28 protein-coding genes and 2 pseudogenes are annotated in these 23,661 nt (G+C 49.1%); 6 read left to right on the top strand and 24 right to left on the bottom strand.

Annotated elements, in window-relative coordinates:
* Positions 1-22 precede the first annotated feature (22 nt).
* Positions 23-1,711 carry a ShlB/FhaC/HecB family hemolysin secretion/activation protein gene (locus SELR_RS16190; protein WP_014431131.1) on the bottom strand — a complete coding sequence of 563 codons (1,689 nt, stop codon included), beginning with the start codon at positions 1,709-1,711 and terminating at the stop codon, positions 23-25.
* Between the two features lie 385 nt (positions 1,712-2,096).
* Positions 2,097-2,276, bottom strand: coding sequence for a response regulator (locus tag SELR_RS18550; protein WP_014431130.1), 180 nt, complete (start codon positions 2,274-2,276; stop codon positions 2,097-2,099).
* A 390-nt stretch (positions 2,277-2,666) separates the two neighbouring features.
* Between SELR_RS18550 and SELR_RS16185 the strand changes: the two genes are divergently transcribed.
* Positions 2,667-3,473, top strand: coding sequence for a gamma-glutamyl-gamma-aminobutyrate hydrolase family protein (locus tag SELR_RS16185; protein WP_014431129.1), 807 nt, complete (start codon positions 2,667-2,669; stop codon positions 3,471-3,473).
* A gap of 294 nt (positions 3,474-3,767) precedes the next feature.
* Here SELR_RS16185 and SELR_RS16180 read toward each other — a convergent pair whose 3' ends face one another.
* From SELR_RS16180 to SELR_RS16155, 6 genes are all read right to left on the bottom strand, one after another.
* The gene (locus SELR_RS16180) at positions 3,768-4,340 is read right to left on the bottom strand and encodes a chromate transporter (protein WP_014431128.1); all 573 of its coding nucleotides are present in this window, start codon (positions 4,338-4,340) and stop codon (positions 3,768-3,770) included.
* A gap of 15 nt (positions 4,341-4,355) precedes the next feature.
* Positions 4,356-4,943 (bottom strand): chromate transporter, encoded by a 588-nt coding sequence (locus SELR_RS16175; protein ID WP_014431127.1) that lies wholly within the window; start codon positions 4,941-4,943, stop codon positions 4,356-4,358.
* Between the two features lie 3 nt (positions 4,944-4,946).
* Positions 4,947-5,306 carry a LysR family transcriptional regulator substrate-binding protein gene (locus SELR_RS16170; protein WP_014431126.1) on the bottom strand — a complete coding sequence of 120 codons (360 nt, stop codon included), beginning with the start codon at positions 5,304-5,306 and terminating at the stop codon, positions 4,947-4,949.
* The gene (locus tag SELR_RS16165) at positions 5,290-6,354 is read right to left on the bottom strand and encodes a threonine synthase (protein ID WP_014431125.1); all 1,065 of its coding nucleotides are present in this window, start codon (positions 6,352-6,354) and stop codon (positions 5,290-5,292) included. The genes SELR_RS16170 and SELR_RS16165 overlap by 17 nt, the downstream gene beginning before the upstream one ends.
* 57 nt (positions 6,355-6,411) lie before the next feature.
* Positions 6,412-6,801 carry a RidA family protein gene (locus tag SELR_RS16160; protein ID WP_014431124.1) on the bottom strand — a complete coding sequence of 130 codons (390 nt, stop codon included), beginning with the start codon at positions 6,799-6,801 and terminating at the stop codon, positions 6,412-6,414.
* A gap of 70 nt (positions 6,802-6,871) precedes the next feature.
* The gene (locus SELR_RS16155) at positions 6,872-7,504 is read right to left on the bottom strand and encodes a helix-turn-helix transcriptional regulator (protein ID WP_014431123.1); all 633 of its coding nucleotides are present in this window, start codon (positions 7,502-7,504) and stop codon (positions 6,872-6,874) included.
* Between the two features lie 408 nt (positions 7,505-7,912).
* Between SELR_RS16155 and SELR_RS16150 the strand changes: the two genes are divergently transcribed.
* Together SELR_RS16150 and SELR_RS16145 are read left to right on the top strand one after the other, a co-directional pair.
* Positions 7,913-9,286 carry a DUF389 domain-containing protein gene (locus tag SELR_RS16150; RefSeq protein WP_014431122.1) on the top strand — a complete coding sequence of 458 codons (1,374 nt, stop codon included), beginning with the start codon at positions 7,913-7,915 and terminating at the stop codon, positions 9,284-9,286.
* 116 nt (positions 9,287-9,402) lie between these two features.
* Positions 9,403-10,725 (top strand): YkvI family membrane protein, encoded by a 1,323-nt coding sequence (locus tag SELR_RS16145; protein ID WP_014431121.1) that lies wholly within the window; start codon positions 9,403-9,405, stop codon positions 10,723-10,725.
* 87 nt (positions 10,726-10,812) lie between these two features.
* On the opposite strand, the gene SELR_RS16140 is transcribed toward SELR_RS16145, so the two are convergent.
* Positions 10,813-11,304, bottom strand: coding sequence for a flavodoxin family protein (locus SELR_RS16140; protein ID WP_014431120.1), 492 nt, complete (start codon positions 11,302-11,304; stop codon positions 10,813-10,815).
* A 321-nt stretch (positions 11,305-11,625) separates the two neighbouring features.
* The gene (locus SELR_RS16135) at positions 11,626-12,375 is read right to left on the bottom strand and encodes an MBL fold metallo-hydrolase (RefSeq protein WP_102013515.1); all 750 of its coding nucleotides are present in this window, start codon (positions 12,373-12,375) and stop codon (positions 11,626-11,628) included.
* On the opposite strand from SELR_RS16135, the gene SELR_RS19335 reads away from it, so the two are divergent.
* Positions 12,308-12,835, top strand: a complete 528-nt coding sequence (locus SELR_RS19335; RefSeq protein ID WP_231848207.1) for a LysR family transcriptional regulator substrate-binding protein — start codon at positions 12,308-12,310, stop codon at positions 12,833-12,835. The genes SELR_RS16135 and SELR_RS19335 overlap by 68 nt on opposite strands.
* Here SELR_RS19335 and SELR_RS16130 read toward each other — a convergent pair.
* The 11 genes and pseudogenes from SELR_RS16130 to SELR_RS16075 form a co-directional block, all read right to left on the bottom strand.
* Positions 12,766-12,939: pseudogene (locus SELR_RS16130) on the bottom strand (flavodoxin family protein); the annotation flags it as partial. The gene SELR_RS19335 and the pseudogene SELR_RS16130 overlap by 70 nt on opposite strands.
* A gap of 568 nt (positions 12,940-13,507) precedes the next feature.
* Positions 13,508-14,632: an MBL fold metallo-hydrolase gene (locus SELR_RS16120; RefSeq protein WP_041914929.1), complete on the bottom strand. Its 1,125-nt coding sequence runs from the start codon at positions 14,630-14,632 to the stop codon at positions 13,508-13,510.
* Between the two features lie 25 nt (positions 14,633-14,657).
* A complete protein-coding gene (locus tag SELR_RS16115; protein WP_014431114.1) occupies positions 14,658-15,197 on the bottom strand; it encodes a flavodoxin family protein in 540 nt (179 codons plus the stop codon).
* Between the two features lie 223 nt (positions 15,198-15,420).
* The gene (locus SELR_RS16110; protein ID WP_014431113.1) at positions 15,421-15,615 is read right to left on the bottom strand and encodes a hypothetical protein; all 195 of its coding nucleotides are present in this window, start codon (positions 15,613-15,615) and stop codon (positions 15,421-15,423) included.
* 110 nt (positions 15,616-15,725) lie between these two features.
* Positions 15,726-16,352: a GNAT family N-acetyltransferase gene (locus SELR_RS16105; RefSeq protein WP_014431112.1), complete on the bottom strand. Its 627-nt coding sequence runs from the start codon at positions 16,350-16,352 to the stop codon at positions 15,726-15,728.
* A gap of 218 nt (positions 16,353-16,570) precedes the next feature.
* Complete coding sequence (locus tag SELR_RS16100; RefSeq protein WP_050992833.1) at positions 16,571-16,951, bottom strand: GNAT family N-acetyltransferase; 381 nt, start codon at positions 16,949-16,951, stop codon at positions 16,571-16,573.
* Complete coding sequence (locus tag SELR_RS16095; protein WP_014431110.1) at positions 16,923-17,618, bottom strand: alpha/beta hydrolase; 696 nt, start codon at positions 17,616-17,618, stop codon at positions 16,923-16,925. Before SELR_RS16095 ends, SELR_RS16100 begins: the two co-directional genes overlap by 29 nt.
* 11 nt (positions 17,619-17,629) lie before the next feature.
* A pseudogene (locus SELR_RS16090) lies at positions 17,630-18,225 on the bottom strand (alpha/beta hydrolase).
* A 166-nt stretch (positions 18,226-18,391) separates the two neighbouring features.
* Positions 18,392-19,219, bottom strand: coding sequence for an SDR family oxidoreductase (locus tag SELR_RS16085; RefSeq protein ID WP_014431107.1), 828 nt, complete (start codon positions 19,217-19,219; stop codon positions 18,392-18,394).
* A gap of 21 nt (positions 19,220-19,240) precedes the next feature.
* A complete protein-coding gene (locus SELR_RS16080) occupies positions 19,241-19,804 on the bottom strand; it encodes a DapH/DapD/GlmU-related protein (RefSeq protein WP_014431106.1) in 564 nt (187 codons plus the stop codon).
* A 124-nt stretch (positions 19,805-19,928) separates the two neighbouring features.
* Complete coding sequence (locus SELR_RS16075) at positions 19,929-20,357, bottom strand: nuclear transport factor 2 family protein (RefSeq protein WP_014431105.1); 429 nt, start codon at positions 20,355-20,357, stop codon at positions 19,929-19,931.
* A gap of 175 nt (positions 20,358-20,532) precedes the next feature.
* On the opposite strand from SELR_RS16075, the gene SELR_RS16070 reads away from it, so the two are divergent.
* Complete coding sequence (locus tag SELR_RS16070) at positions 20,533-21,420, top strand: LysR family transcriptional regulator (protein ID WP_014431104.1); 888 nt, start codon at positions 20,533-20,535, stop codon at positions 21,418-21,420.
* 38 nt (positions 21,421-21,458) lie between these two features.
* On the opposite strand, the gene SELR_RS16065 is transcribed toward SELR_RS16070, so the two are convergent.
* The 3 genes from SELR_RS16065 to SELR_RS19070 are packed head-to-tail and all read right to left on the bottom strand — an operon-like array spanning position 21,459 to position 23,109.
* Entirely contained in the window at positions 21,459-22,619 is a 1,161-nt protein-coding gene (locus tag SELR_RS16065) for a UxaA family hydrolase (protein ID WP_014431103.1), read from the bottom strand.
* Position 22,620: 1 nt separating this feature from the next.
* Entirely contained in the window at positions 22,621-22,932 is a 312-nt protein-coding gene (locus tag SELR_RS16060) for a UxaA family hydrolase (RefSeq protein WP_014431102.1), read from the bottom strand.
* Between the two features lie 15 nt (positions 22,933-22,947).
* A complete protein-coding gene (locus tag SELR_RS19070; protein WP_167538845.1) occupies positions 22,948-23,109 on the bottom strand; it encodes a hypothetical protein in 162 nt (53 codons plus the stop codon).
* Positions 23,110-23,256: 147 nt separating this feature from the next.
* Between SELR_RS19070 and SELR_RS16050 the strand changes: the two genes are divergently transcribed.
* The gene (locus SELR_RS16050; RefSeq protein WP_014431100.1) at positions 23,257-23,661 is read left to right on the top strand and encodes a LysR family transcriptional regulator substrate-binding protein; all 405 of its coding nucleotides are present in this window, start codon (positions 23,257-23,259) and stop codon (positions 23,659-23,661) included.

Genomic DNA, 23,661 nt, shown 5'->3' with positions numbered 1-23,661 from the left:
TCCGCTTGAATCTCCTAATCCGTTAAAATTGCGCATTCATGCCAAAGTGAATCCTTGTCTTGGATACCTGGCTGCCGTTCAGTTCCTTTTCCAGCGGGAAACCGATGGAAAGATCCATATAGACTGTCTGCTTGATATTGGCCTTCAGGCCAAGGCCGACACTTTTCAGCAGATGATCTCCATAGGCGGTGTCCCCCAAAATGTCGCCATAATCGAAAAAGCCATAGATGGAGGCCGTCCGTTTCCGGTTCAGCGGGATGGCGTATTCTGCGCTAAAGGTCATGCCGTTGTCCCCGCTGACGAGATCCCGCTTATAGCCCCGCACACTGTTCAGACCTCCCAGAAAAAACTGTTCCGCCGAAGGCAGGTCATGCACTCCGCTCCATTGCAGATTCAGGCGTCCCGTAAGCATATGGCCGTTCTGCCAGCTTTTTTGGTACAGGCTGTTCAGCCGGTAAAGGGAATAATCCTTTTTGGCATAAGTTCCAGTATTCGCCTGGTAGGCATTTGCATGGCCTATGCCAAAATAATGCTGATGGTAGAAGGCACTGCTCTTCCCATAGCTGGTCATGGCAAAGGACAGGTAGAGGTTGTTGGCCCAGTTGTCCAGCCAGGGAACAGCACCATCCTGCATATCCGTCTGGGAGTTCTGCCGGTAGACGCCGATTTTTGCCTCCGTACGGGTGGTCTGATTAAGGATTAAGGGCTGGAGATAGGCTGCCCCTAAATACCAGCCATGGCCATTGCTTTTAAGATTACGCATGGAACCTTCAATCAGCTCATTGGTGGAGGTGCTGTAATCAAAAAACAATTTTGCCCCCTGCCGTCCCACGGGAGTTGCATAATTAAGGCCCACCGAATTCAGCCCCTTGGCACGGGTATAGCTAGCGGTCAGACTGTCCCGCCGCCCCGACAGGCTGCGGTTCGTGTAATAGAAGCCCTCACGCCATTCGCCATTGCTGCTGCCGCCGCTGTTATCCGCCGACATGGTGAAGACATCATTCTTCGGTTCCTGCAGCACGATCTCATAGTCCGTTGTGCCAGGCTCCTTCCCTGCCTTCACCGTAATCCCCAGCCGGGCATCATTGGTGGCATTGAAACGGAAGAGCTTTTTGTTCAGCTCATTGAAGTTCTGTACCGTGCCATTACGCAGAGGCAGGCGGTTCCGGATATAGCTCTCCTTCGTATGCTTGTTACCGGAAATGGAGACTTCACCAGTCTTACCCTCAATCAAGGCGATATGCACATGGCCATTTTCGATGGTCTGCTGGGGCAGATATGCTTTGCAGGTGGCATACCCCTCAGCCGCATAGAGCCCATTGATCTTTTCTACGATAGCAGTGAGGTCGGCCAGCGATACCTCTTTGCCCAGATAAGGTTCCGTGATCTCGTTGAATTTGTCAGCCTTGATGACAGCCGATTCATCTATGGTGACTTTGTTCAGGACAAACTTCACCTCAGCTTCCCCTGCACTGGCAGGCGTTTCTGTATTGCCCTGGACTTTCTCGTCCTGTTTTTTCCGGTCTTCCTCCATCTGCTGGCGCAGGCGCTCACGCTCAGCCTCCTCACGCTGACGGCGCATCTCCAGGCCAGCATCATCCCGGGGATTTACCGGTGGCGGCGGCGGTGCGGCCAAAGCAACGGTGCCACCACTGAAGCATAATGCTGCCATCAACATAACGGTCAATTTTCTTTCCTTTATATCGAACATAGTCCTGCCTCCTGAATTCTATGGCTTGAACCCCAATGATGAGTTCTAATAAAATTTGTATTTATATTATTCGTCAAAGTATATAAAATTCCTGTTTTATTCAATTAATTCTGCTGCATAGACAGCGTCTGCATCGTATTTTTATCACTCTATATTATATCGTAAGAAATACAAAAATATTAAGCGACCTGGCCCTGTCTGATTATCGCTGCGCAGGCTAAAACGGGGCTGTTGCCAGTGAGGGATCACCTGCAACAACCCCATCTTTTTTTGCACGAAAAAGGAGTGCTGCACGTACATTACGTGCAACACCCCCTTTTCTGTGTCAGGACAAGATTTCCCGCATCTCTTCCCAGGCCAGCCGATCCGCCGCCTGCCGGAGAGCCTACAGGGTTTCTATGCCGTCCATGCCCGGCATCCGGTGATCGAGGAAAATCATATCGTATGCTTTTGTCCCTGCCAATTCCAGACATTCATAGCCGCTGACGGCGGTATCCACCTGGATTTTCGTCTGCTTCAGCAGGCCCCGCACCACCGTGAGGTTCATGGGGGTATCATCCACCACCAGCACCTGGGCCGCAGGCGCAGTGAAATGGGACGTCTCAAAGGATATGGAACGTGCTCACCACCAGATAGGCAAAGGCGGCACCACACATAGGCGCTGCCACCGGCACCCAAGGAGTGCGGCGTGGCCAGATTCATCTTGATGCACCAAGTAGCAGCTCGATAGGAAAATTGGCTAAAGCCATAGCATAAAAAGTCTATAAATAGCATACATTTGTATACAGGCAAAATTTACCGAGAACTTCTTGACACATACAGGCACTTGAATAAAATTGACAGGTCAGACTGACATGAGGTAAAATGTTGGTAACAAGCAATGGGGCTTATGGAATATTCCGTAAGCCCCATTTTTGCGCCACAATAGGATAACCAACAGAAAGGCGGAAAAGCGATGCAAAAACCAATAATCGGTGTTGTTCCCCTGGTGGATATTGGCCGGAAGAGCCTGTGGATGCTGCCAGGCTATCTGGATGGCATAAGGGCAGCAGGAGGGATGCCCCTAATTCTGCCCCTGAGCACGGATAAGGAGGAAATCCTCCAAGCCGCAGGTCTCTGCGATGGAATCCTCCTGACTGGCGGGCAGGACGTCAATCCCGAACAATACAGCGAAAGGAAGCTGCCGTCATGCGGCGAATGCTCCCCCCAGCGCGACCGGATGGAAAATATCCTGCTGGAAACAGCCTTGAAGCGCAACATGGCCGTGCTGGGAATCTGCCGGGGACTGCAGTTTTTGAATACCTTTCTGGGGGGAACCCTCTATCAGGATCTGCCCCTGCAAAGGCCCTCTGACTGCCTGCATCATATGACGCCACCATACGACAGGACTGCCCATGGCGTCTCCCTTGCCAGGACCTCACCGCTCTTTTCCCTGCTGGGAGAAACTCATTTGGGCGTAAACAGCTACCATCATCAGGGCATACATCAATTGGCAGACAGCCTTGAAATAATGGCCATAGCCGATGATGGCCTGATCGAAGCGGTCCACTATCCGCAACGGAATTTTGTCTGGGGCGTCCAATGGCACCCGGAATTCTCCTGGTTCAAGGATCAGAACAGCCAAAAGATCTTCGCCGCTTTTGTAAAGGCCAGCGCAGGCTACAGGCAAAGGGAACCAATGCAGACAAGCCATAACCCCCGTCTGCATTGTAATATTGATACAAATTATTTGACATTGACTGAAACATCGTTACAAACATAGATAAAGCATTAGCAATATGTATCGAAAAATGATAGATTATAATCAAGGAAGTAATCCCCCCTCCCCCCATATGACGCCTCATCGTCACCACTTCCCCAAAATATAATTCCTTTAAACATTATCGAAATGGCTGTTGCAAGTGAAAAGCACTTGCAACAGCCTCTTTTTTTAGTGAACTTTACGGCAGCAGTCCCGATGATATGGGGTCAGTCTGTCTAATTTTCCCAGCCTGATACCTCTTTGCCTTCAGTCCAAATCGGCACTGTTATTTGCGATTACCTTCTGCCGTTGATATCACCCCAGGGTTTGCCGGATGATGCCCAGCACCAAGCCGGCAAACCCTGTACCAGCCAGGATCTTTATCACACCGATTTTCCTGCGCACAGCCACCAGGGAAGCAGCTAAAATGATTACCCCCAAGGGGTCAATGGTGGTCAGGTCGACCGGCAGTGTTTCCGTATTCCAGAGGGCCAGCACCACAAAGCTGATGCCCGCGGCGGCAATCAGCGCCACCACGGCAGGCCGCAAGCCGTTGAGGATGCCGCGGATGGGGCCGATATCGCCATATTTGAAAAAGAGATTTGCCAGAACAATGCCCAGGATAAGGGAGGGCGTACAAAATCCCACGGTAGCACAGACGGCACCGAAAGTCCCGGCAATCTTCATGCCCGCAAAGGTAGCAGCGTTAATGCCAATCGGCCCCGGCGTCATCTGGGAAATGGTGAAGATATCCACGAATTCCCCCAGGCTCATCCAATGATAAGAATCCACCACCGCGGCCTGAATCAGCGGCATCGAGGCATAACCGCCACCCACGCAGAAAATGCCGACTTTGGCAAACTCCCAGAATAAGGTCAAATAAATCATGAACTCGTCTCCCCCTTATTTCCCATATTCCGCACTGCGCAAGAACAATAGCCCCAGAATGCCATCAATGACCACCAGCAGCATGATGTTGATACCGAAAAAGAAATTGGCCACAAAGGTGCCCGCAATGATGGCCAGGGGCCATATGAGTTTCTTCCGCCACTGCTTCTGCAGCAGGTCGATGGCCACATTGACAATCAGCGCTGTAGCCCCACACTGCATTCCCTTCAGGGCATAGCGCACATAGAGATTACTGGCAAACCAGTCATAGGCACAGGAAATAGCGGACAAAGTGATAAGGGGCGGCAGGATGGTGGCCGCTAAAGCCGTCAATGCTCCAGGGATGCCTGCCATGCGGTAACCCAAGATGATAGAAGCATTGACGGCTACCACACCGGGCATGGACTGGGCAATGGACACCAGGTTCAAGGTTTCCTTATCGCTGAGCCAGCCATATTCATCCACATACTTGGCCCGCAGCAATGGAATAATCACAAAGCCGCCGCCGACCGTAAAGGCACTGATAAGAAAGGTGGATTGGAAGAGTTTCCAGTAAAAGTAGGGACAGGCTGCTGCCACAGATTTCATTTCCTCATTGGACATTATTTATTTTCCCTCCTGATTTGTATCTACAGCTGCCACAGTGTTCAAACCGCAAAGGGCTGTCAAAAATTCCTTGCCGATGCGGGAAAGATTCGTATTCCGCCTCCAGACCGCTGCAATATGAGTTTCCAAGGACGGCTCATCAATAATCTTGATATGCAGCTGCTCATGGGCAGCCAAATCCACTGCCGATAGGGGCGCAATACCAATCCCCAGGCCTGCATTGGCCCAGAGGATAGTGGTCCGGGCATCATCATTGCGGCAGTAGATCTCTGGCTCCACCTGCTTCTTGTCAAAGACCTCTTGCAGCACCTGCTGGAAGCGCCGGTAAATGATCAGTGGCCGCTTATTTAGCTCCGCCACAGCAATTCGCTCCTGCTGGAGACACCAGTCCAGATCCGCCGTCATATACAGCAGCGGTGGTATGTTCTGCATATATACCCCTGCTGGACAGCTTTTCCCGGGCAGCGAGAATCTTGTCCTCAGGAATGGTGGCCGCCTTCACTTTGTAGCGATAAATATAGTCCAGAATCTCTGCGCCCCGCATGGGTAAGCCGATAGCGATTCCCTCTGCCTGCGTGCGTTCCACCGGCTCCGGAGAAATGTCATGACCGCCTTTTTCCATGGCCTTGATAAAGGGCTGACAGCGTTCACTCTGCACAATCACGACCTGAGGGAAATGGTCGATGGCTCCGCTGGCCAGCAGCTCCTCCAGCCCTTTCATGACGCCGATGAACAGGGTGCCATTGCCCAGCGGGATGAAGATATGCTCCGGAATTCTGCCCAACTGCTCAAAGGTTTCGTATATATAAGTTTTGGTTCCCTCGTAGAAAAAGGGATTATACACATGGTTGGCATAATACACGCCTTCATTTTCCACCTTAGCCCGGCAGACATCGGCACAATGGTCCCGATTACCGGGAACCACATTTGCCTTGGCGCCATGTGCCTCAATCATCCGGATCTTTTTGTCGGAGGTTCCCTCGGGAACGAAGATTTCGCAATCTATGCCCACGCGGCCAGCATAAGCAGCCACACTGCTACCGGCATTGCCGCTGCTATCCTGAACGGCATGTTTGACCCCCAGCCATTTCATATAAGCCACCAATACGGCAGCCCCCCGGTCCTTGAAGGAAAGGGTGGGCATATAATAGTCCATCTTCACCAGCACATCTTCATCCAACGGAATGATGGGGGTCATCCCCTCACCCAGAGAAACCTGCCGCCAGCTTTCATCAGGCAAAGCCATAAACTTCCGATAGCGGAAAATGCTCCAGGTATCCTGGTCAATCAAATCCCGGCTGAACTTAGGCGGCTGGAAGTCCAGCTTCCACAAGCCGCCGCAATCGCATTTTATCTTCAGTATCTGAACATCTTCTTCATGACCGCATTTGCTGCATACGTATTTCATTCTGAATCGCTCCCTCCAACAATGAACCTCTTCACAAGATCCTGCCAAACCTCGTTTTCAGTCGATGGCCCATTCCCGCAGTTCGGCCACGGCTTCCACCTCTACCAATGCACCATGATGCAGCTTGCCGGTGGGTACCACCGTTCTGGTGGGCTTATGGCTGCCGAAAAACTTGGCATAGGCTTCATTGACCTCATCCCAATACGCAATATCCGACACATAAACATGCATCATCACGACCTGATCACGGCTGACACCTGCTCCCATCAGCACTTTTTCCATATTCTGCAGGGCACGCTCTGTCTGGAAATACGCACCACCTGTTATCACTTTGCCCGTTTGCGGATCAATGGGCAGCTGCCCCGAAACAAAGAGATTGTTCCCGGAAACGATTCCCGGCATATAATGACCCATAGCCTTTACCCCTGCTGGTTCAACATTTCTCATGATATTTCCTCCTTTAAATAATATTTTATATTTATATAAAAATTTATATAACAATCTTATAAAATAAGGCTCAGCGTTTACCGCGAACCTCATCCAAATAACTGTATACCGTAACCTTATTTACACCCAGGCGCTCCGCCACCTGCTCAATGCTGCCCTTCAGCTGGAAGATGCCCCGTGTGTCCATGAAGCGTATCTTGGCTATGCGTTCCTCACGGGAAAGGGCTGCTGTCTCACAGTCGGCCAGGATATTATCAATCAGGGAAAAGACCATATCTTCTACCCGATCAGGGGAAACATCCTTCTTGACCGTTGTTTTTTCCTGAGCCTGAGGCAGGAAGGACTGAATGTATTCTGCCTGCTGCAGCATCCGCGTCATGTCGATATTGATGCAGAGCGCACCAATCAGCTTGCCCTCATCATCACGAATCATCGCAGACGAGGTACGAATCAGCTTCCCCTTCTTGCGAAAGAAATCATTGGCTACAAAATCTTCATTTGTACCGCCCTGTTCCAGGGCACTTTTGACAAAATGCTCAAATCCCTGGCCAATCTCCCGGCCTGTTACATGGCCATTGACCACATATACCACACTGTGCTCCGGATCTGCCACATCATGCAGAACCACTTCACATTCTGCGCCCCAGGTCTGAGCTATCATATCGGCAACGGGAATATAGGATTTTAGCTTCGGATTCATCATCCATCACCTCTTGTAATGTATTATATAAAAAATTATACACTATATTAACATATATATTTTTTTATATAACACATTGTGCCATTACAACTTTTCTTCCCAGCCCGCAATGCAGGTTAGTTAGTTCGTTTCCCATTATTGCCCGCTATTTTATTTTGAATCAGCAAATTTGACAGCAGGAATTTCCTCCTCCATCACGAAGATATGCAGAAACGAATGTTTCATTTTTTCGCCAAAGGAGGGTACGTTATGAAGAAGCCAGACGGGCAGTATCAAGACCTTGTTCATTGCCTGTATCATCATCATCACAGGGGTACTGCTCACAATTCAGACGGTAATCAATGTTTCGCAATTCCAGGATAGCATCGAAGTTTTGATATAAGCAGCTGCCCCATACTAGGAGGATTGCCTATGAATACCCTCAAAACCGTCGCCGCCAATATCTTTGACTTGGAAAAGGACCGTGCCCCCTTGGAGGAAATAGCGGAGCGCATCCATAGCGGCGGCACCCTCAAAGGCACGAACATGTGTATCCTGATTCTTGCCATCTTCATTGCCTCTATCGGCCTGAACATGAACAGCACCGCCGTCATCATCGGCGCCATGCTGATCTCGCCGCTGATGGGCGTAATCATGTCCTTGGGCTATGGCATGGCAACTTATGACAGTGCCTATGTCCGGGAATCCTTCCTGAAGCTCGTATTTCAGGTCATTCTCTCCGTCCTGACCTCGGCGGTATATTTTACCCTCTCCCCCATCGACACTGCCTCCACGGAGCTACTAGCCCGCACGGAACCCACCATTTGGGACGTGCTTATCGCCATCTTTGGCGGCCTGGCCGGCATCATCGGCAGCACCCGCATCGAAAAGAGCAATGTGATTCCCGGCGTAGCTATCGCCACCGCCCTGATGCCACCCCTGTGCACGGCAGGCTATGGACTAGCCACCTATTCGCCCAAATTCTTCTTTGGCGCGCTCTATCTCTTCTTTATCAACAGTTTCTTCATCTGCCTGACCACCTTTATCGTGCTGAAATTCATCAAAATTCCCGCCAAGACCTACGTCTCCGAACAGGTTTTCCGCCGCCAGCGCTGGCTTCTCTCCCTGCTGGGCGTGCTCATCATCCTGCCCAGCATGTATATGGCCTACCAGAGCATCCGCAATAATCTGGAACATGCTCAGGTCAAAGCCTATATCGAAAGCAATTTCCAGCAGGGAAACCCACAGGTCGTAGCTTTCCATCTGACGCCCCAGGAGAAAAAGCTGGATTTGACCCTTATCGGCCGGACGGTTACGGATGAAGAACAGGCCGAATTGGAAAAAAAGCTGCAGACTTATTCCCATTTTGCAGATTGGAACCTGCATATCATTCAGAACGATCTGTCCGGCACCGTCCGCACTGAGGATGTCCAAAACCTCATCAACACCCAGTGGAACGCCGCTGGCGGAGCCAGCCTTGCCAAAGCTCAGGAAGATTTGCGCAAGTACAAGGAACTGAGCATGCGTTACAGCCCCGCCTACCAGCGATTCGAGGCCGACCAAAAGCTGCTGGCCAGCATACGGGAAAAAGCTCCCATCCTGTTCCCAGCCTTCGCCGGTATTGAAGGAGCCGCCATCGCCACGGAAAACAATGAAAGCCAGATTGTTTATACGGGCTTTCTGGCCATCATTACCTGCAAAGCCGCCCTTGACGAAGACGAACAAGCCCGCCTGCAAAAATGGCTCAATGCCGAAGCCGAACTTCCGGTAAGCTTTATCCTGAAAATTGCCCCGGAGGCAAAATAAACAACTGCTTATACCCTCTTTAATCTGCCCTGCTTGCCGGAGCATTTTTGTGTAAATATACTTTTCATGTTATAATACATGTATGCTTTTTACATTTTTGTTATAGGAGGTAATGTATGAATTTTTTGCGCATCAGTAAGGAAGCCTTATCCATAGCCATGGCCTATGTTGGTGTCTTGGTGGGAGCAGGGCTTTCTTCCGGCCAGGATATGCTGCAATACTTCTTGAGTTTCGGACAGGCAGGAATCTGGGGTGTGATTGTCCTCGGCTTGCTCAATGTCATCTTTGGCCGGATTATTGTGACCTTGGGCTCTCATTATCAATCCAGCAACCATCAGGAAGTGCTGGAACAAATCGCCCATCCCGTCATCAACCGCATCATTGACATTACGTTGATTATTTCCTGCTTTGTTGTAGGCTTTGTTATGGTGGCCGGTGCAGGGGCCAATCTGCAGCAGCAGTTTGGCCTGCCCAGCTGGGCAGGGGCCCTGCTCTGTTCCCTGCTGATTATTGTCATTTCCTTTATGGATTTCAACAAAATCACGCGGGTATTGGGCATTTTTACCCCCATTATCATTTTGATGATTCTGGTGGTAACGGGCTACACCTTTGCCGGAAAAACCTATGACTTTACAGCGCTCAATGCTGTAGCAAGCACCATGAACCCCGTCATGCCGAATATCTATCTGTCCGTAATGAACTACTTCGCCCTCTGTGTGATGAACGGCGTTTCCATGGCACTGGTGCTCGGCGGTTCGGTCATCCGTATCGGCGATGCCGAAAAGGGCGGTGCCTTGGGCGGCGTAATCATCGGTGTTATCGTTACCTGTGCGGCGCTGGCACTCTTTGCCAATCTGGACATGGTCAAGGATGCCGAAATCCCCATGCTCATGATTGTCAACCATATCCATCCCCTGTTTGCCTTTGCCTACGCTCTGGTCATCTTTGCCTTGATTTTCAATACTGCCTTCAGCCTTTATTATGCTACCGCCCGTCGTTTTGCGGGGGATGATGACCGTAAAATGCATCGCTATATCATCGGCATCGTGGCGCTGGGCTATATCTGCAGCTTCGGTGGCTTCACCCAGCTGGTGTCCTGGATGTATCCTTTGCTGGGCTACATGGGCTTCCTGGTCTTGGCCGTGCTGTCCATCGCCTGGATTCAGGAGCGGGACAATATCATCCGGGAAAAATTCCTGCGCCGCAAGATGATTCGTCTGCTCTTCCGCAAATACGATGACGATTATGAGTTTACCCGTCAACATAAGCAGACCTTCCAAAAACTCGGGGAAATGTCTGCGGCCGATACGGAAAGTCTCAAAAAGGACATCAAAGCCTATGTAGAAGATGTGGTGGAAAACCATGATGACCTGCAGGCTTATGCCAAAGAGAATCTGTCCATGGAAGGCTCACCCTTAAAGAAAGAGAAAAAAGAATAAATCAAGGGTCTGTTGCACGTAATATCACATGCAACAGACCCTTGTTGTTTTTATCCAAAACCTCCAACCTCAGGCTTTCTCCACAGCTTATGATTTCTGCAATTTGCCCAGCTGTTCCCCCATTCTCTTGCCGTAAATAAAAAACACTTCTTCAAAGTCTTCAATATTCTGGCTCATCCCTACGGGCCCCAGATGGATAACCGGTTTGCCGCAGGCGCTGCCACCAGAATAAACCATCATCCCCGCCACCATCATAAACACAATCATTTCCTTGATGGCATTTTCAGCGCCGCCGTGGATATACTGCTCCGTCGCATAAGCGCCACCCAGTTTTCCTGCCAGATTCAGCTTCTTGATATTGCTTTCCAGCCAATTTTTCATTTTCCCGGTAACGGAAGCCATATAGGTGGGCGAACCAAAGATAACCATATCCGATTGCTTGATGTAATCCAAATCCGCCTCGTCAATATTGAAGCACCTTACTTCGCTATATCCGCTTTCCACTATTCCTTTGGCAATGAATGCTGCTGCCTTTTCTGTTGTATGTGTCCTTGAATCATAAATAATCGCCGTTTTCATCTATAATCCTCCCTATTGATTGCTATAATAAGCTTATAATAGCATTATAGCCCATTTTTTGCCACTAAATACATTTTAAACTTTTTGCTCCCCGATTGGATTTCACCGACAGGTTATTTCATATACAACATAAAAAACATAAAATCAATCCCCGACTTTATGCTCAAGCAAAAGAATAACTCCCTTTCATTTATATGAAGACGCTGTGAAGATGCGGACTATAAAAAGTCACGTTCTTCACAGCGTCTTTTATCGCTTCCTTATCCTGGCGGCCCTTATCGACCTTGTCAAGCTGACCATGGATTTTCAAACAAGTATTGCTTAGTAGCAAAGACTTTCGCCATCGCCAGGCATATCATAATTTTCCACATGACGGGCCATGAGCAAGGAACGCATAGTATGACGGGTAATGGTAGCGTGAGCAACATTATCCAAATGTGTAAGATAAAGTCTAGCCTGCGGTGCTTCCATGGCCACAGACCAAACATCCTCATCATTCATAATCAAACGGCCATTTTCTACCAATTCAGCAGCGGAACAGTTAAGGGCAATAACCTCCGGGCTGAACTTGCGAATATTTTCCTGCACTTCAGGATACCAAACTGTATCCCCAGCCAAATAGAACGTTTTCTCCTTAGGGGAGGTAAACATGATCCCCATGGCTTCACCACAAGGAACTACAGTTCCATGACGAGCAGGCACCTGCGTCAGCCTTGCCGCACCAAAATCCATCCCCTCACGGGAAAGGACGATAATCTTCTTAAAGCCAGATTTCTCGAAAACAGCTGCATCTTCCTCATTTTGACAGATGACTGGTACATTTTTATCTAAGGGAGCCCCCACTGTGCCATCCATTGCCATATCAATGTGGTCCGGATGAATATGCGTTACCACATAATAATCAACCCCCTGCAATATTTCTTCCACGGACATGGGCAGGTCATAAAAGGGCATAGCCATGTTCTCCTTTACAGGATCTGGCACATGGAAGGGCATCTCCGGTATGTCAACAAACGACAGCACATGTTTGGGTGACAGCCATGGGTCAATCAAAAATACCCTGGCCGCCAAACCAGAACTATCCTATGCCGATTTGGATGGAGAAACCATCATCAGCAAAGGCCGGGCTTATCAATGTTTCCGGGATAATATTGACCGGTACATTCTCCTGCCAGGATTGAAAGTGAAGATTCTTGGCGAAACAGCAGATGAATCAATCATCACGGAACTGGTGGCTCAGAATCACGCCATCAACATCGGCTACGATTATGCAGCGGTTCTAAATACCCATGAGGATATCGTTCTTCGCCCTCTGAGCGAAGGCACAGAAAAAGGACAGAGTGTTTACCTTATCACGGATAAATACACTCTGCCCACAACGGCAAGCAAGAAATTCCGTCAGTTTATCTTGGATTGGCTGCCAGCAAGTGGCAAACACATCGTTATACCTAGCTGTTTCCCATCAGCCTTGCCCATCTTTTCCACAATATCGTTGGCATCATCCTTGATTACACACTGCAAAGTCTTCTGACAGGCAAGACATCCCCTGCAAAAACCTAAGGTTTTATCCCGCAGGGAAATCTCCACTACATTATGCCCCGCTTCTCTGGCTCCATCAGCAAACGCTGTTGCCAGTTGTTCTGAGTTGCTGTAAGCCCATCTCCGTGTTCAGTATGCTGAACACCCCCACAGCCAGGATGAACAAGCAACAGATTCTTGTTTTTCACAATTATACTCCCTCTTTGCAAACGAGCCCTCCCTGTGGAGAAGACTCGTCGGCAACTCACTTTAAGTTTTCTCCCAGCACCCACGGAGATGAACTGCTAAACTGGTTAGGCAAGCCTCTGGAAGAGCTGCATACGCTGGTTCCTACACCCTGCTCTACAACGCCTCCCTGATGGTACGGGAGGGACTTGGCTGTGTTCTGGCCTTCGAAAACATCATCAATACAAAAGGGAGCGACATCTGCTGTCGCCCCCTGAAACCGGAGATTTTTGCTCAGCCATTTATCGCCTGGAAAAAGAATCAGGTATTTTCCAAAGCCTCTCAGAAGTTTTTAGAAGCTCTGAAAAATAGATTTCTGTAAACAGGAACATTCCTCAAACATTTTCTCTGATATTGACCAGACGATGGTTGAAAAACAAGAATAAAAAACTCAATGCAGTAAAAGAGCGTCATCAACATCGATGACGCTCTTTTGCTGTTATTTCATGTCCTCCCACCAGGGCCCAAAGTTCTGAGTGCTGCCACTGTCAAGATAAGCCACCTCCCCGATTTCCGGAGTCAGTATTTTATACCCCCGCCCCTGGCTAAAACGAGTCAGTTCCCGATAAGGTTCCTGCCAGGGATGACGGGAAAGGGCAAACTTGCCGCCGTGGGCAGGCAGAAGCAATTTTGCTCCCACATCCGATGCTGCCTGGGCCGTTTCCTCTGGCAGCATATGAATCGCATGCCAGGCCATATTGTACTGGCCGTTTTCGCCAAGCATCAGATCAAAACCGCCAAACTTTTGCCCAATGGCCTTGAAATGTTCCCCATAGCCGCCATCGCCGGTGTAGTACACCTTGCGCACAGGCGTCACAAAGGCCATACCGCACCACAACGTCGGATTGCGCCTCAGAAAACGCCCCGAAAAATGCTGGGAGGGCAGGATATGGACGGAAAAATCATCCGCCAATCTGATTTCCGTATCCCAATCTTCCTCATGGATAATAGAGATGTCAAATCCCCATTGCTCGAAATATTCCCCCACGCCCAGCGGACAGATAATCTGCTTGATTTTTGGCTTCAGCGCCATCACCGTGGGATAGTCCAAGTGATCCCAATGGTCATGGGAGATGGCCAGCACATCAATCTCCGGCATATCACCAGCCGTATAGATATTGCTGCCCGGAAAGGCCTTGTTGATGAAAAACACCGGCGAAGCGTAAGAACTGAACACTGGATCGATCAGGATGCGCCGGCCGCCCAGCTGCAGGAAAAACGTGGAGTGTCCCATCCAGACAACCGCATCCTGCGAAACGTCCAATGTCTTCAAATCCGTTTTATCCGAGAGCATTGCCTCTTTGGGTGAGAGCTGGGACTTATCGCCGAACAGGAATTTCGCCGTGGCGACAAAGCGGTTTTCGCCGCTTTTCTCGTTCATGACCTGTACCGGCACCAGATTCTGGAACTGGCCATTCATATAGTGAGGCGATGCCTCCATACGGGCCAGCCGCGCTCCCTGGGGCGGCCTGCCAAATTCCGGGCGGTTCACAAACAACGCCCCACCGCCAGCCAGCATGCCCAATGCCCCCAAACCTCCCAAGATAAAAGTTCTTCGCTTCATACAACATGCCCTTTCTGCTAAAGGTTCAAATATTTTTGCCAACCTGCCGGGCTTTTTCCAAGGCGGCATTGCCGACAATATCGCCTGTGTCCGTCACACCGCCACAGAACAGTGTCGCTTTCAGTTCAGCCTTGTCAAAGCAGTCCACCCAGCCCTGCACGCCGATGCGGGTTCCGGCCACCGTGTCTTCTTCATCTTCTGCCGCCGTGGCCAGCAGGTAAACTTCGCGGAAGCGATAATCCGCTGGGAACAAGGGATTTGCCCGGTCCAAAAGCGTCTTTAACTGCCCACACATGCCATAGTAATAGACCGGTGTCGCCAAGGCCGCCACATCTGCCTGACCGATTTTGGCCGTGATTTCATTGGCATCGTCCTTGATCACGCACTGCATGGTCTTTTGGCAGGCCAGACAGCCTTTGCAGAAGTTTATGGTCTTATCCCGCAGGGAAATCTGCTCCACCACGTGTCCTGCCTCCCTGGCACCTTCAGCAAAAGCCTTGGCCAATGCCTCAGAATTGCTGTTCTTTCTCAGGCTCGTGGAAATGATCACTACTTTCTTGCTCATATTCTCTCCTCCATACACATTATCCTCTTTTACTCTATCACTTGGAGTATACTCCAAGTCAAGAATAAATCTTGATTACGCCATCTTGAAATCTATGCAAAACAGGGCTGCTGCACAAGTCCTTTCCCTGCGATAACCAGTAAGCAAATCTTTCTTGCATATTGGTTATTGCGGTAAAAGGCTTTTGTGCAGCAGCCCCATTGTTTTATCTAGCTAATCCGTTTCATCTGCGGCCGATTAATGAGCCAGTCTCATGGACAGGACCAGGCATTAAAGGTCCATTCTTTAATTCATAGGGATAGTTAAGCGGTACAGTCTCATTCAACGGACCGGTTTCATTCACTGGGCCTACGGCGTTGCCGCCTGTTACGCTGCTCATTTCCTCGCATTGCAATTCTTTCTTATCCAACATCGTCATTTTAATCGCCCCTTTTCTTTGTCACTATTTGCTTTCTTGTCTATACATACGATTACCGTACGCGTTCATTACGCAGATCAGATAAATAGTTTTGTTCTACTAGCATACGTTTAGAAAATTTGCCCTGGCAGCACCAATTTTTCTTTGAAAGGAAAATCCTTGTCAAATGCCTCAGCCTTTGCCTCATCTACAAAATAACCTTTTGGCGTGGTATATTCACCGGTAATGCCCGACAGATACCCCGGTACCAGTTCCTTGCACAAAAAAAAGGATGCATCCACCCCTTCTGGCAGGCCATGATAACGAATGCCAAAATTGCTGGCATAATCAAAGCCGCTCTTGCCATAGAAACCGATGTTTCCTTCAAAACACAAGGCTCCACAGCCCAATTCAGTAGCTTTCTGCAAGCTGAAATCCAGCAAAATCTTGCCATAGCCCTGCCTTTTCAGTTCCGGACATATGCAAATAGGGCCCATCGTCATAATCGGGATTTCCCTGCCATCATCAGCCTTGATAACGGCACGCATAAAGATGTTCTGGCCGATCAACCGGCCATCTTTTTCCATGACAAAATCCAACTCCGGCACAAAGGCTGGGTCATTTCGCAGACAATGCAGAACATAGTGCTCCAAACAACCGGGACGGTAGACATTCCAAAAGGATTCCCGTACCATGTTTTCTACTTCACGATGTTCCTCAATTTTTTCCAAACGAATACGATAGTCATTTTTGCTCATTGTTTTTCCTCCTGATGATTGATGACTGCAATACAGGGAGGTCGGTGTGAGATTACAATTAAGCCAACCTCCCGGTCAGCCTGCAATCTCCAAGGTGTTGTTTCTCAAACAGCAAGCTCCTCAACAATAAAAAACAATATCTAGTCGAAGAAAATATTCGACACTTCGTATTCTATTACTATAGCCAGAAGTTGTCAACTCCCACGATACGCCTGCCATTAGATAAAAGCTTTTTCCATATGAATATGCGGGCATCCCTCATCAAGGTATTCGTCATCACTAGCAATATAACCTAATGCTTCATAGAAAGGTCGTACCCTTACCTGTGCCGATAACTCCAAGGCTGGAATGCTGTTCTTTTTTATCCACGCTTCCACCTTACGCATAATGAGACTGCCATATGATTGACCGCGATATTTCTTTCGAATGGCTAATCTACCTAAAGTGTACTTGCCGTTATCTTTTGACGGGAAAACACGGCAGCATCCAGCAATTTCACCATCTACATACAGCAGATAGTGATCTGCGATTTCATCAATATCGTCGAACTCATCATGGAAACCTTGCTCTTCAACGAACACTTCCTGACGAACCAGCATAGCATCCGGATGAAGCAAATTGGTTACTGTCCGCCTTTAACGCGGCTGAACTTATAAGCCACGCAAAGGCTCTCGCTGTCCGAATCTCCGGCTCCTTAAAATGCCCGCCTGTATTCCATGCCAGCGTACAGTTAAGCCCCTGCTCCTTCAGCCATGCGCAGCCATCCCGGATGCAATCGCCCACACTAGCCATAACCGCATTCTTAGTCTTTTCTTCTTTATCGCCAAGGCTGAAGTATACGTTGGGGCATTGAATCGTATTGTCCTTCATGTAGTCCACAAATCCCGGGAACCAGATGGATGGTGAAGCTGCGGCAATGCCCGCAAACTTATCGGTTTGATAAGCTGCCCAAATGGCGAACAAAGCCGCCAGTGAATATCCACCCAGATAATAAATTTTGCTCTTATCCTGACATAGCTTCAGGATTGCGGTCAGCAGTTCTCCTGCACCATCACCGAAATCATCCTTGCCAAAAACCGCAGGTGACGGCCACGGAGATAAGTCATGATTCCAGCTATCCACCTTAACTGCCAACAAGCGGAAGTCTTTGTCGGACAGCCTTTGAATTTCTGCCACTTCAGCATCCATACCAGCTATATCATGGTCATCCACAGGCTGAACGAGCGTAATGACCGCATGGGGATTACCATATTCGTATGTAACCATCAAGCAGCCTCCTAGAATTTTGTGACGAAAATCCAATCATCAAGAAAAGCCATCTGTTCCTCCGTATGGAACCAATGCTCACCATTTTCCATGACCGTCAGCCCTGCATGATGCTTTTCGGCAAAATCCTTCATCGTTGCCAGCGATGTCAGCTGGTCTTTTTCGCCGTACAGAATCTGCGTTGGCACATTCCATTTGATGGGATGATTTCTTACGTAACTCAGATACTCCCACGATAAATCCTCACCGAATTCTGTATGAATTACGCCTTGAGCTTCCAGTTCCGCCTCCGCACATTGGCCCATCTCATCATATCCAAAATCAGTTTTTCCATATCCACAATGGGCGAAATAAAATAGGCCTTCTGAATTAGCCCGTCTATTCCCGCATTCATGCTAAAAAAAGCACCAATACTGTTGGCAATCAGGATAATCTTCTCATGCTTTTCTGCCAGCTGCTCAACAGCAGTCCGAATTTCCCGGCCGGTATCCCAGGGCGAAAAGGTCTGATAATCCAGCCCGCTAACCTTATCCTGGGGAAAAAGCGGCTCATAATGTTTGCTTTCCTCAGCATTTCCACCTTTGCCATGTATATACAAAACCTGCATGTTCAACCGCTCCCCTTACCCATCCATCCGACAACACATCACTTGGATCTTGACATAATAAAAGATCTTCTATGACTTGTTCATATTTTATCATAGAAGACCTTTTGATTCGATAGGATATTGTAGTGACCCCATAAAGTTAGACCTTACCGGTAGTAACAATTATTTATGGCTGCAACGGCCCATAGTAATAAGAAGCTGTTGCCCCACCATCTACCCAAAATGTTGCCCCCGCGATAAACTGCGCCCGTTCGCTCATCAAAAGCTCTGCTACATCAGCCACTTCATCAGCAGTACCTGGGCGGCCTGCCGGGCATTTGGCAAACATATTCTTGTAAAAATCACCACGCGGGCCATTGAATTCATCTATGGCCAAAGGCGTGACAATGATACCAGGCGCAATATCATTTATCCTTGCACCACGTTCGCCCCAGCGGACAGCTTCATACATCGTGCGCTTTTCATTGCAGCGTTTGGCCAGCTGATAGGCATGCAGGGTATCCTTTATCTTTTCCGGCTGCAAAAAATCCAGCTTTAGCAGGTCTTCTGTCGGTGTCATTGCCAGCGCCCTGTCCTGTTCCGGCGTAAGTGCCGGCAGGCGATGACCGGACTGGCTGGAGATAATTACGCCTGCACCGCCCTTAGCGATAACTTTGCCGACTTCTTCCATCAATACTGCCGTTCCATAGAGATCAACCTGCAAGATCACTTCAATCGGTGCCTGTGACGGCGAAACACCTGCGCCACAAATCAAATACTTCACTTCACCATATTCCGTTGCTTTTTGCACCATAGCCTGAATGGAAGTTCGCGAAGACATATCCATCACAAACGGCTCCACATCAAAGCCTGCCTGATTCATGATTTCAGCAACCGCCTGTGCATTGTTTTCGTTTTTATCCCCAATAATAATCTTCTTGCCATAGCCCATGCGGCGGGCAATTGCCATGGAAATCTGCCCGGCACCGGTGACAATCATAACATCTTTGCTCATATATTTGCCCCTCTCATAAATTTAATCTAATTTCTTAACGACCTTTGCCGGCACGCCGACAGCCATACAGTTATCGGGAACATCTTTCGTGACCACGGCCCCAGTACCGACAATCGCATTTTCCCCAATGGTTACACCGGGCAAAATGCTGACTCTGGCGCCAATCCAGGCATTTTTCTTGATATGGATTTCCTTGGTCATGACCGTACGGATATTTTTCGGTTCATGATTGACGGTAAACAGCCCTACTTCCGGTCCCAACATAACCCCATCTTCAATCGTAATGGTGCCCAGAGACATCATGGTCAGATTATGATTGGCAAAGACATTTTTGCCCACAAATACCCGGTTGCCGCAATCAATCTGAAAAGGCGGCGTAAAATAGGAATCTGTGAACTTGGTATTGGACAGAAGTTCCTTTTCCTGTTTCAGAATATTTTCTTTGTCGTTTACATCCGTGGCGTTGATTTTCTGACACAGACGGGCACAGCGGTTGAGTTCACTATGCACCTGCTCCACATAATCTTCCTGTCGGATATCATAGGCTGCGCCCTTGCGCATTTCTTCAAATACATTTATAGGCATAAATTTTTCCTCCATAAAAAGGACGGTACTCGTGACAAAGCACCAGTACCGTCTGTATAATAGCTTATTGCCTCACGCGGCTTTTTAAGCGAGCCTTTCGCGGCCATAAGTTATTTACGATAAATCACAGTGCTTGTTTCTTCGTAATGACAAAATGCTGCTCACGCTCTTTGATGAGCCATTTGCCATCCTGTTTCACGAGCTTATCCGTATAGCGGATGTAGTTGTCCGACACCACATCATGGCCGTTTTCCTCCATCACGAGGGCCGCTCGGCAGTAATGCACGTCCGTGGCCGTATCGCCATCTAACGTAATGACCTGCTGACCATTTTGATGGTGCGATGCTTTGATGCCGCCCGTAAAAGCGCTAAACTGTTTTTCCAGCGTATCACGTCCATGAATATTCATCGTGAGCTTATCGCCCATATAGACCATGACATGAACATCTTCGGTAAAATAAACCATCTGCGCCGGCACATTGCACTCCAGATTGACAAAACCGTCAATAACCTCGCGAATCGCTTCTTTTGCTTCTAAAATCTCCAGTGACATTTGACATTCCCCTTTCAGCGTATCTGCATTTCCTTTTGTTGATTTCATTATAGCGATGTTATATCAGAATATCCAATTGTAAGTTTAGATTATTAATTTAATTTTTCTATTATAATCGTTGCATTTTCGATAGCCAACCGCTATACTGCAAATAGAAACAAAGGAGGCCTCACCGATGAACACCAAGCAAATGGAATATATCCTGGAGTTGGCGCAGGTACTGAATTTCAACCGCGCAGCCGAAAATCTCTTTATCTCACAGCCCACACTGACCTATCAGATAAAGGCTGTGGAAAACGAGATTGGTTTTGCCCTCTTTGAACGCTCCGGCAAAGGGGCTATGCTCACACCGGCAGGAGCACAATTTGTCGGCACCTTGCGCACGCTTTACGGACAGCTGAAGGAGGCCATTGAGCAGGGGCAGAATTTCAGCGCCAAATACGCCGAAAGCATTCGCATAACGCTGCCGATTCGTTCCGCCATCTACTTTCTGCCACAGGTCATTGCGCAATTCAGCCGCAGTTTTCCGACGGTCAATGTCATTCCCAGTTTTGACTGGCAGCACGGACAGGAATCCTTTCTGCAGGGCGAACAGGACGTGACCTTTGCCATGGAATACACGATGAAGCGCGTACCGGATGTGACCTGTCACCATCTGTTTGACAGTCACATCTACCTGATTACCGAGAAAAATGATGCCCTGACAAAAAAGCCGCTGGTTACGCCCAGCGACTTAAAAGGTCGTACACTTATGATAGGCGGCGGCTCCCCGCCCATGCTGCGTGCCCTGCAGCAGCGCATGATCAGCGAAATTCATGTGGATTATTTCAACAGTCCCGACCATGACAATACCCTGACCAACGTGGCTGCCCACAAAGGCGTATGTCTGGCACCGGGGTTCTTAAATGACCATAACGGCGAATTTGCCTGGCTCGACTTTGACAGCGATGTCGTCATTCCCTGTGGCGTTTACACGCATAAAAATGACAAGCGCCAATCCCTGCACGCCTTTATTGAGCTTTTGCAGCACTTCTACCGTGACCAGCCGGATTTCAAGGTCTGACAGCATAATATTTTCTATACGCTTCATCCTTATGTCAATTACACAAATCTGCACACATGGTCAACCGCGATATCCGAAAAACCATAAGCTTCCGCTTTGGTGAGCTTGCCATTTGCAATCTCGTGAAGCTTTTCCAGCAGCATACCGCCGCTTTCCTCAATGGTCTGCTCGCCTCGGATAATGCCCGATAAATCCACGTCCATATTATCTTCCATCCAGCTATAGGTATGTTCATTGGCGGTCACTTTCAGCACCGGCACAATGGCATTGCCCGTAGGCGTTCCCCTGCCCGTAGTGAAGATGATGATCTGACAGCCGGCGGCCGCCATGGATGTTACAGACGAAATATCATATCCTGCCGTATCCATGACGATGGCCCCGCGCTTCGTAGGCGGCTGCGCCTGTTCCAGCACCTCCACGATGGGACGGGTGCCGCCTTTGCGGATGCAGCCCAGGCTTTTTTCGTCAATCGTGGACAAGCCGCCCGCTTTGTTGCCCGGTGTCGGCTGTCCCGCCCGGCAATCCTGTCCTGCGGCCAGCAAATGTTTTTCATAGTCCTCGCACACCCGGATAATCTGGTCGTGGATTTCCGGTGTGGCGCCCCGACGGGCCAGCACATGTTCGCCGCCAATCCACTCAATGGACTCACTCATCATGGCGGACGCACCCAAATCTACGAGCCTATCGCTAAGATTGCCCACCGCAGGATTGGAGGCAATCCCAGAGGTAGCATCGCTGCCGCCACATTCTATCCCCAACAGCAACTCGCTGATGGGGAATTTTTCTTTTTGCTGCAGCCCGGCTTCAGCCGCCATTTCCCGGGCAGCCCGCACAGCTTTTACAATGGTCTTTAAGGTGCCGCCTTCTTCCTGTATGCCAAAGGAAACTACCGGCTTGGAACATCTTGCCTGTATCTTTTCCCGCAGCTTGGCATGGGGTACGGTTTCACAGCCCAGGCCGATGATAACTACGCCGTAGACATTAGGATTCAGGGCAAAGCCCGTAAGCACCTTCTGACTCATTTCCGTATTGGCCGCCACATCACTGCAGCCGGTGTTAAAGACGATATTCACCGCGCCCCGCACCTGACTTGCCACAATTCGGCAGGATTCACTGCCGCAGGCACAAGCGGGCAGAATCAAAATATGATTGCGGATGCCGGGGCGGCCTTCTTTGCGTCTGTAACCGTAAAATTCCATATCATTTGTCCTCCTTGCCCATTGCATACTCACTGGCATAATCCCTAGGAATGCTGCGGATATTCTCATGCGATACCCAGCCGCCCTGCGGAATATCCTGCAGGGTTTCCCCGATGATTTCCCCGTACTTATAGACCATTTCACCCTTGGCGATAGGTTTTAAGGCAATCTTGTGCCAAATGGGAATCGTTTCGACAGCCTTAACCTGAGCACTGCCGCCGCCATGACAGATAACCATGTCCTCAGGTTGTGCCTCGCTGGTGCAGGTAGCCACATTGTCCTTCTCGTCCAGCAGAATCGCTTTCTTTTCCATAACGCTCTCCTTTCGTCAAATCACTTCGTCCATATCCAGCAGATATTTCCCATAGAGCATATTCCACTGCGCCGGAGTCATGTCCTGCTTTTTCCGCAATTCGAGTTGATAAATTTTTACTGCCTTATGCGTTCTTGCCATCATCTTTTCCGCCAGAATCTTCATTGCCTTTTTCATCGTCATTACCTCCCGCTTCACACTGTTTTTTTCTATCTTCATCATAGCGTATTCCGCCCCAAATAAAAAACACTTATAATCGATTTATCTATTGAAAAAACCGATTGATTTCACTATGATGGAACTATCAGAAAGGAAGGTACTGCCATGAATATCCAGCAAATACAATACTTCGCCGAAGTTTGCCGTCAGGAAAATGTTACTAAAGCGGCCGCCTATCCCCTGGTGCTGCTCAGTCGTAAATTTATCCTGACCAAACGCGTGCTGGCTGAATTTGACCGGCAAAAGCTCCAGCCACAGATTCTCCATTATTCCCCCAACCTTTCGAGCGTCTGGAATATCGTCCAACAGGGCATTGCCCTGTCGATTCTGACGGGCAATGGCATTTTGCAGGATAGTAATCTTATCGCCATTCCCATTGAGGGACTTGCTCAAAAAGGATTTATCGTCACCAAAAAGGGCCGGCAAATCTACGCGGACGAACGCTGTCTTATCGACTTCGTCCGTCGTAAATTTGCCGACGCTCCTGAACATATGAATGGTACACCATAA

Source organism: Selenomonas ruminantium subsp. lactilytica TAM6421, assembly GCF_000284095.1.
Lineage (GTDB): Bacteria > Bacillota > Negativicutes > Selenomonadales > Selenomonadaceae > Selenomonas_A > Selenomonas_A lactilytica.
Note: the sequence above shows the minus strand (reverse complement) of the source record. Positions and strands in the feature narration are given on the sequence as shown.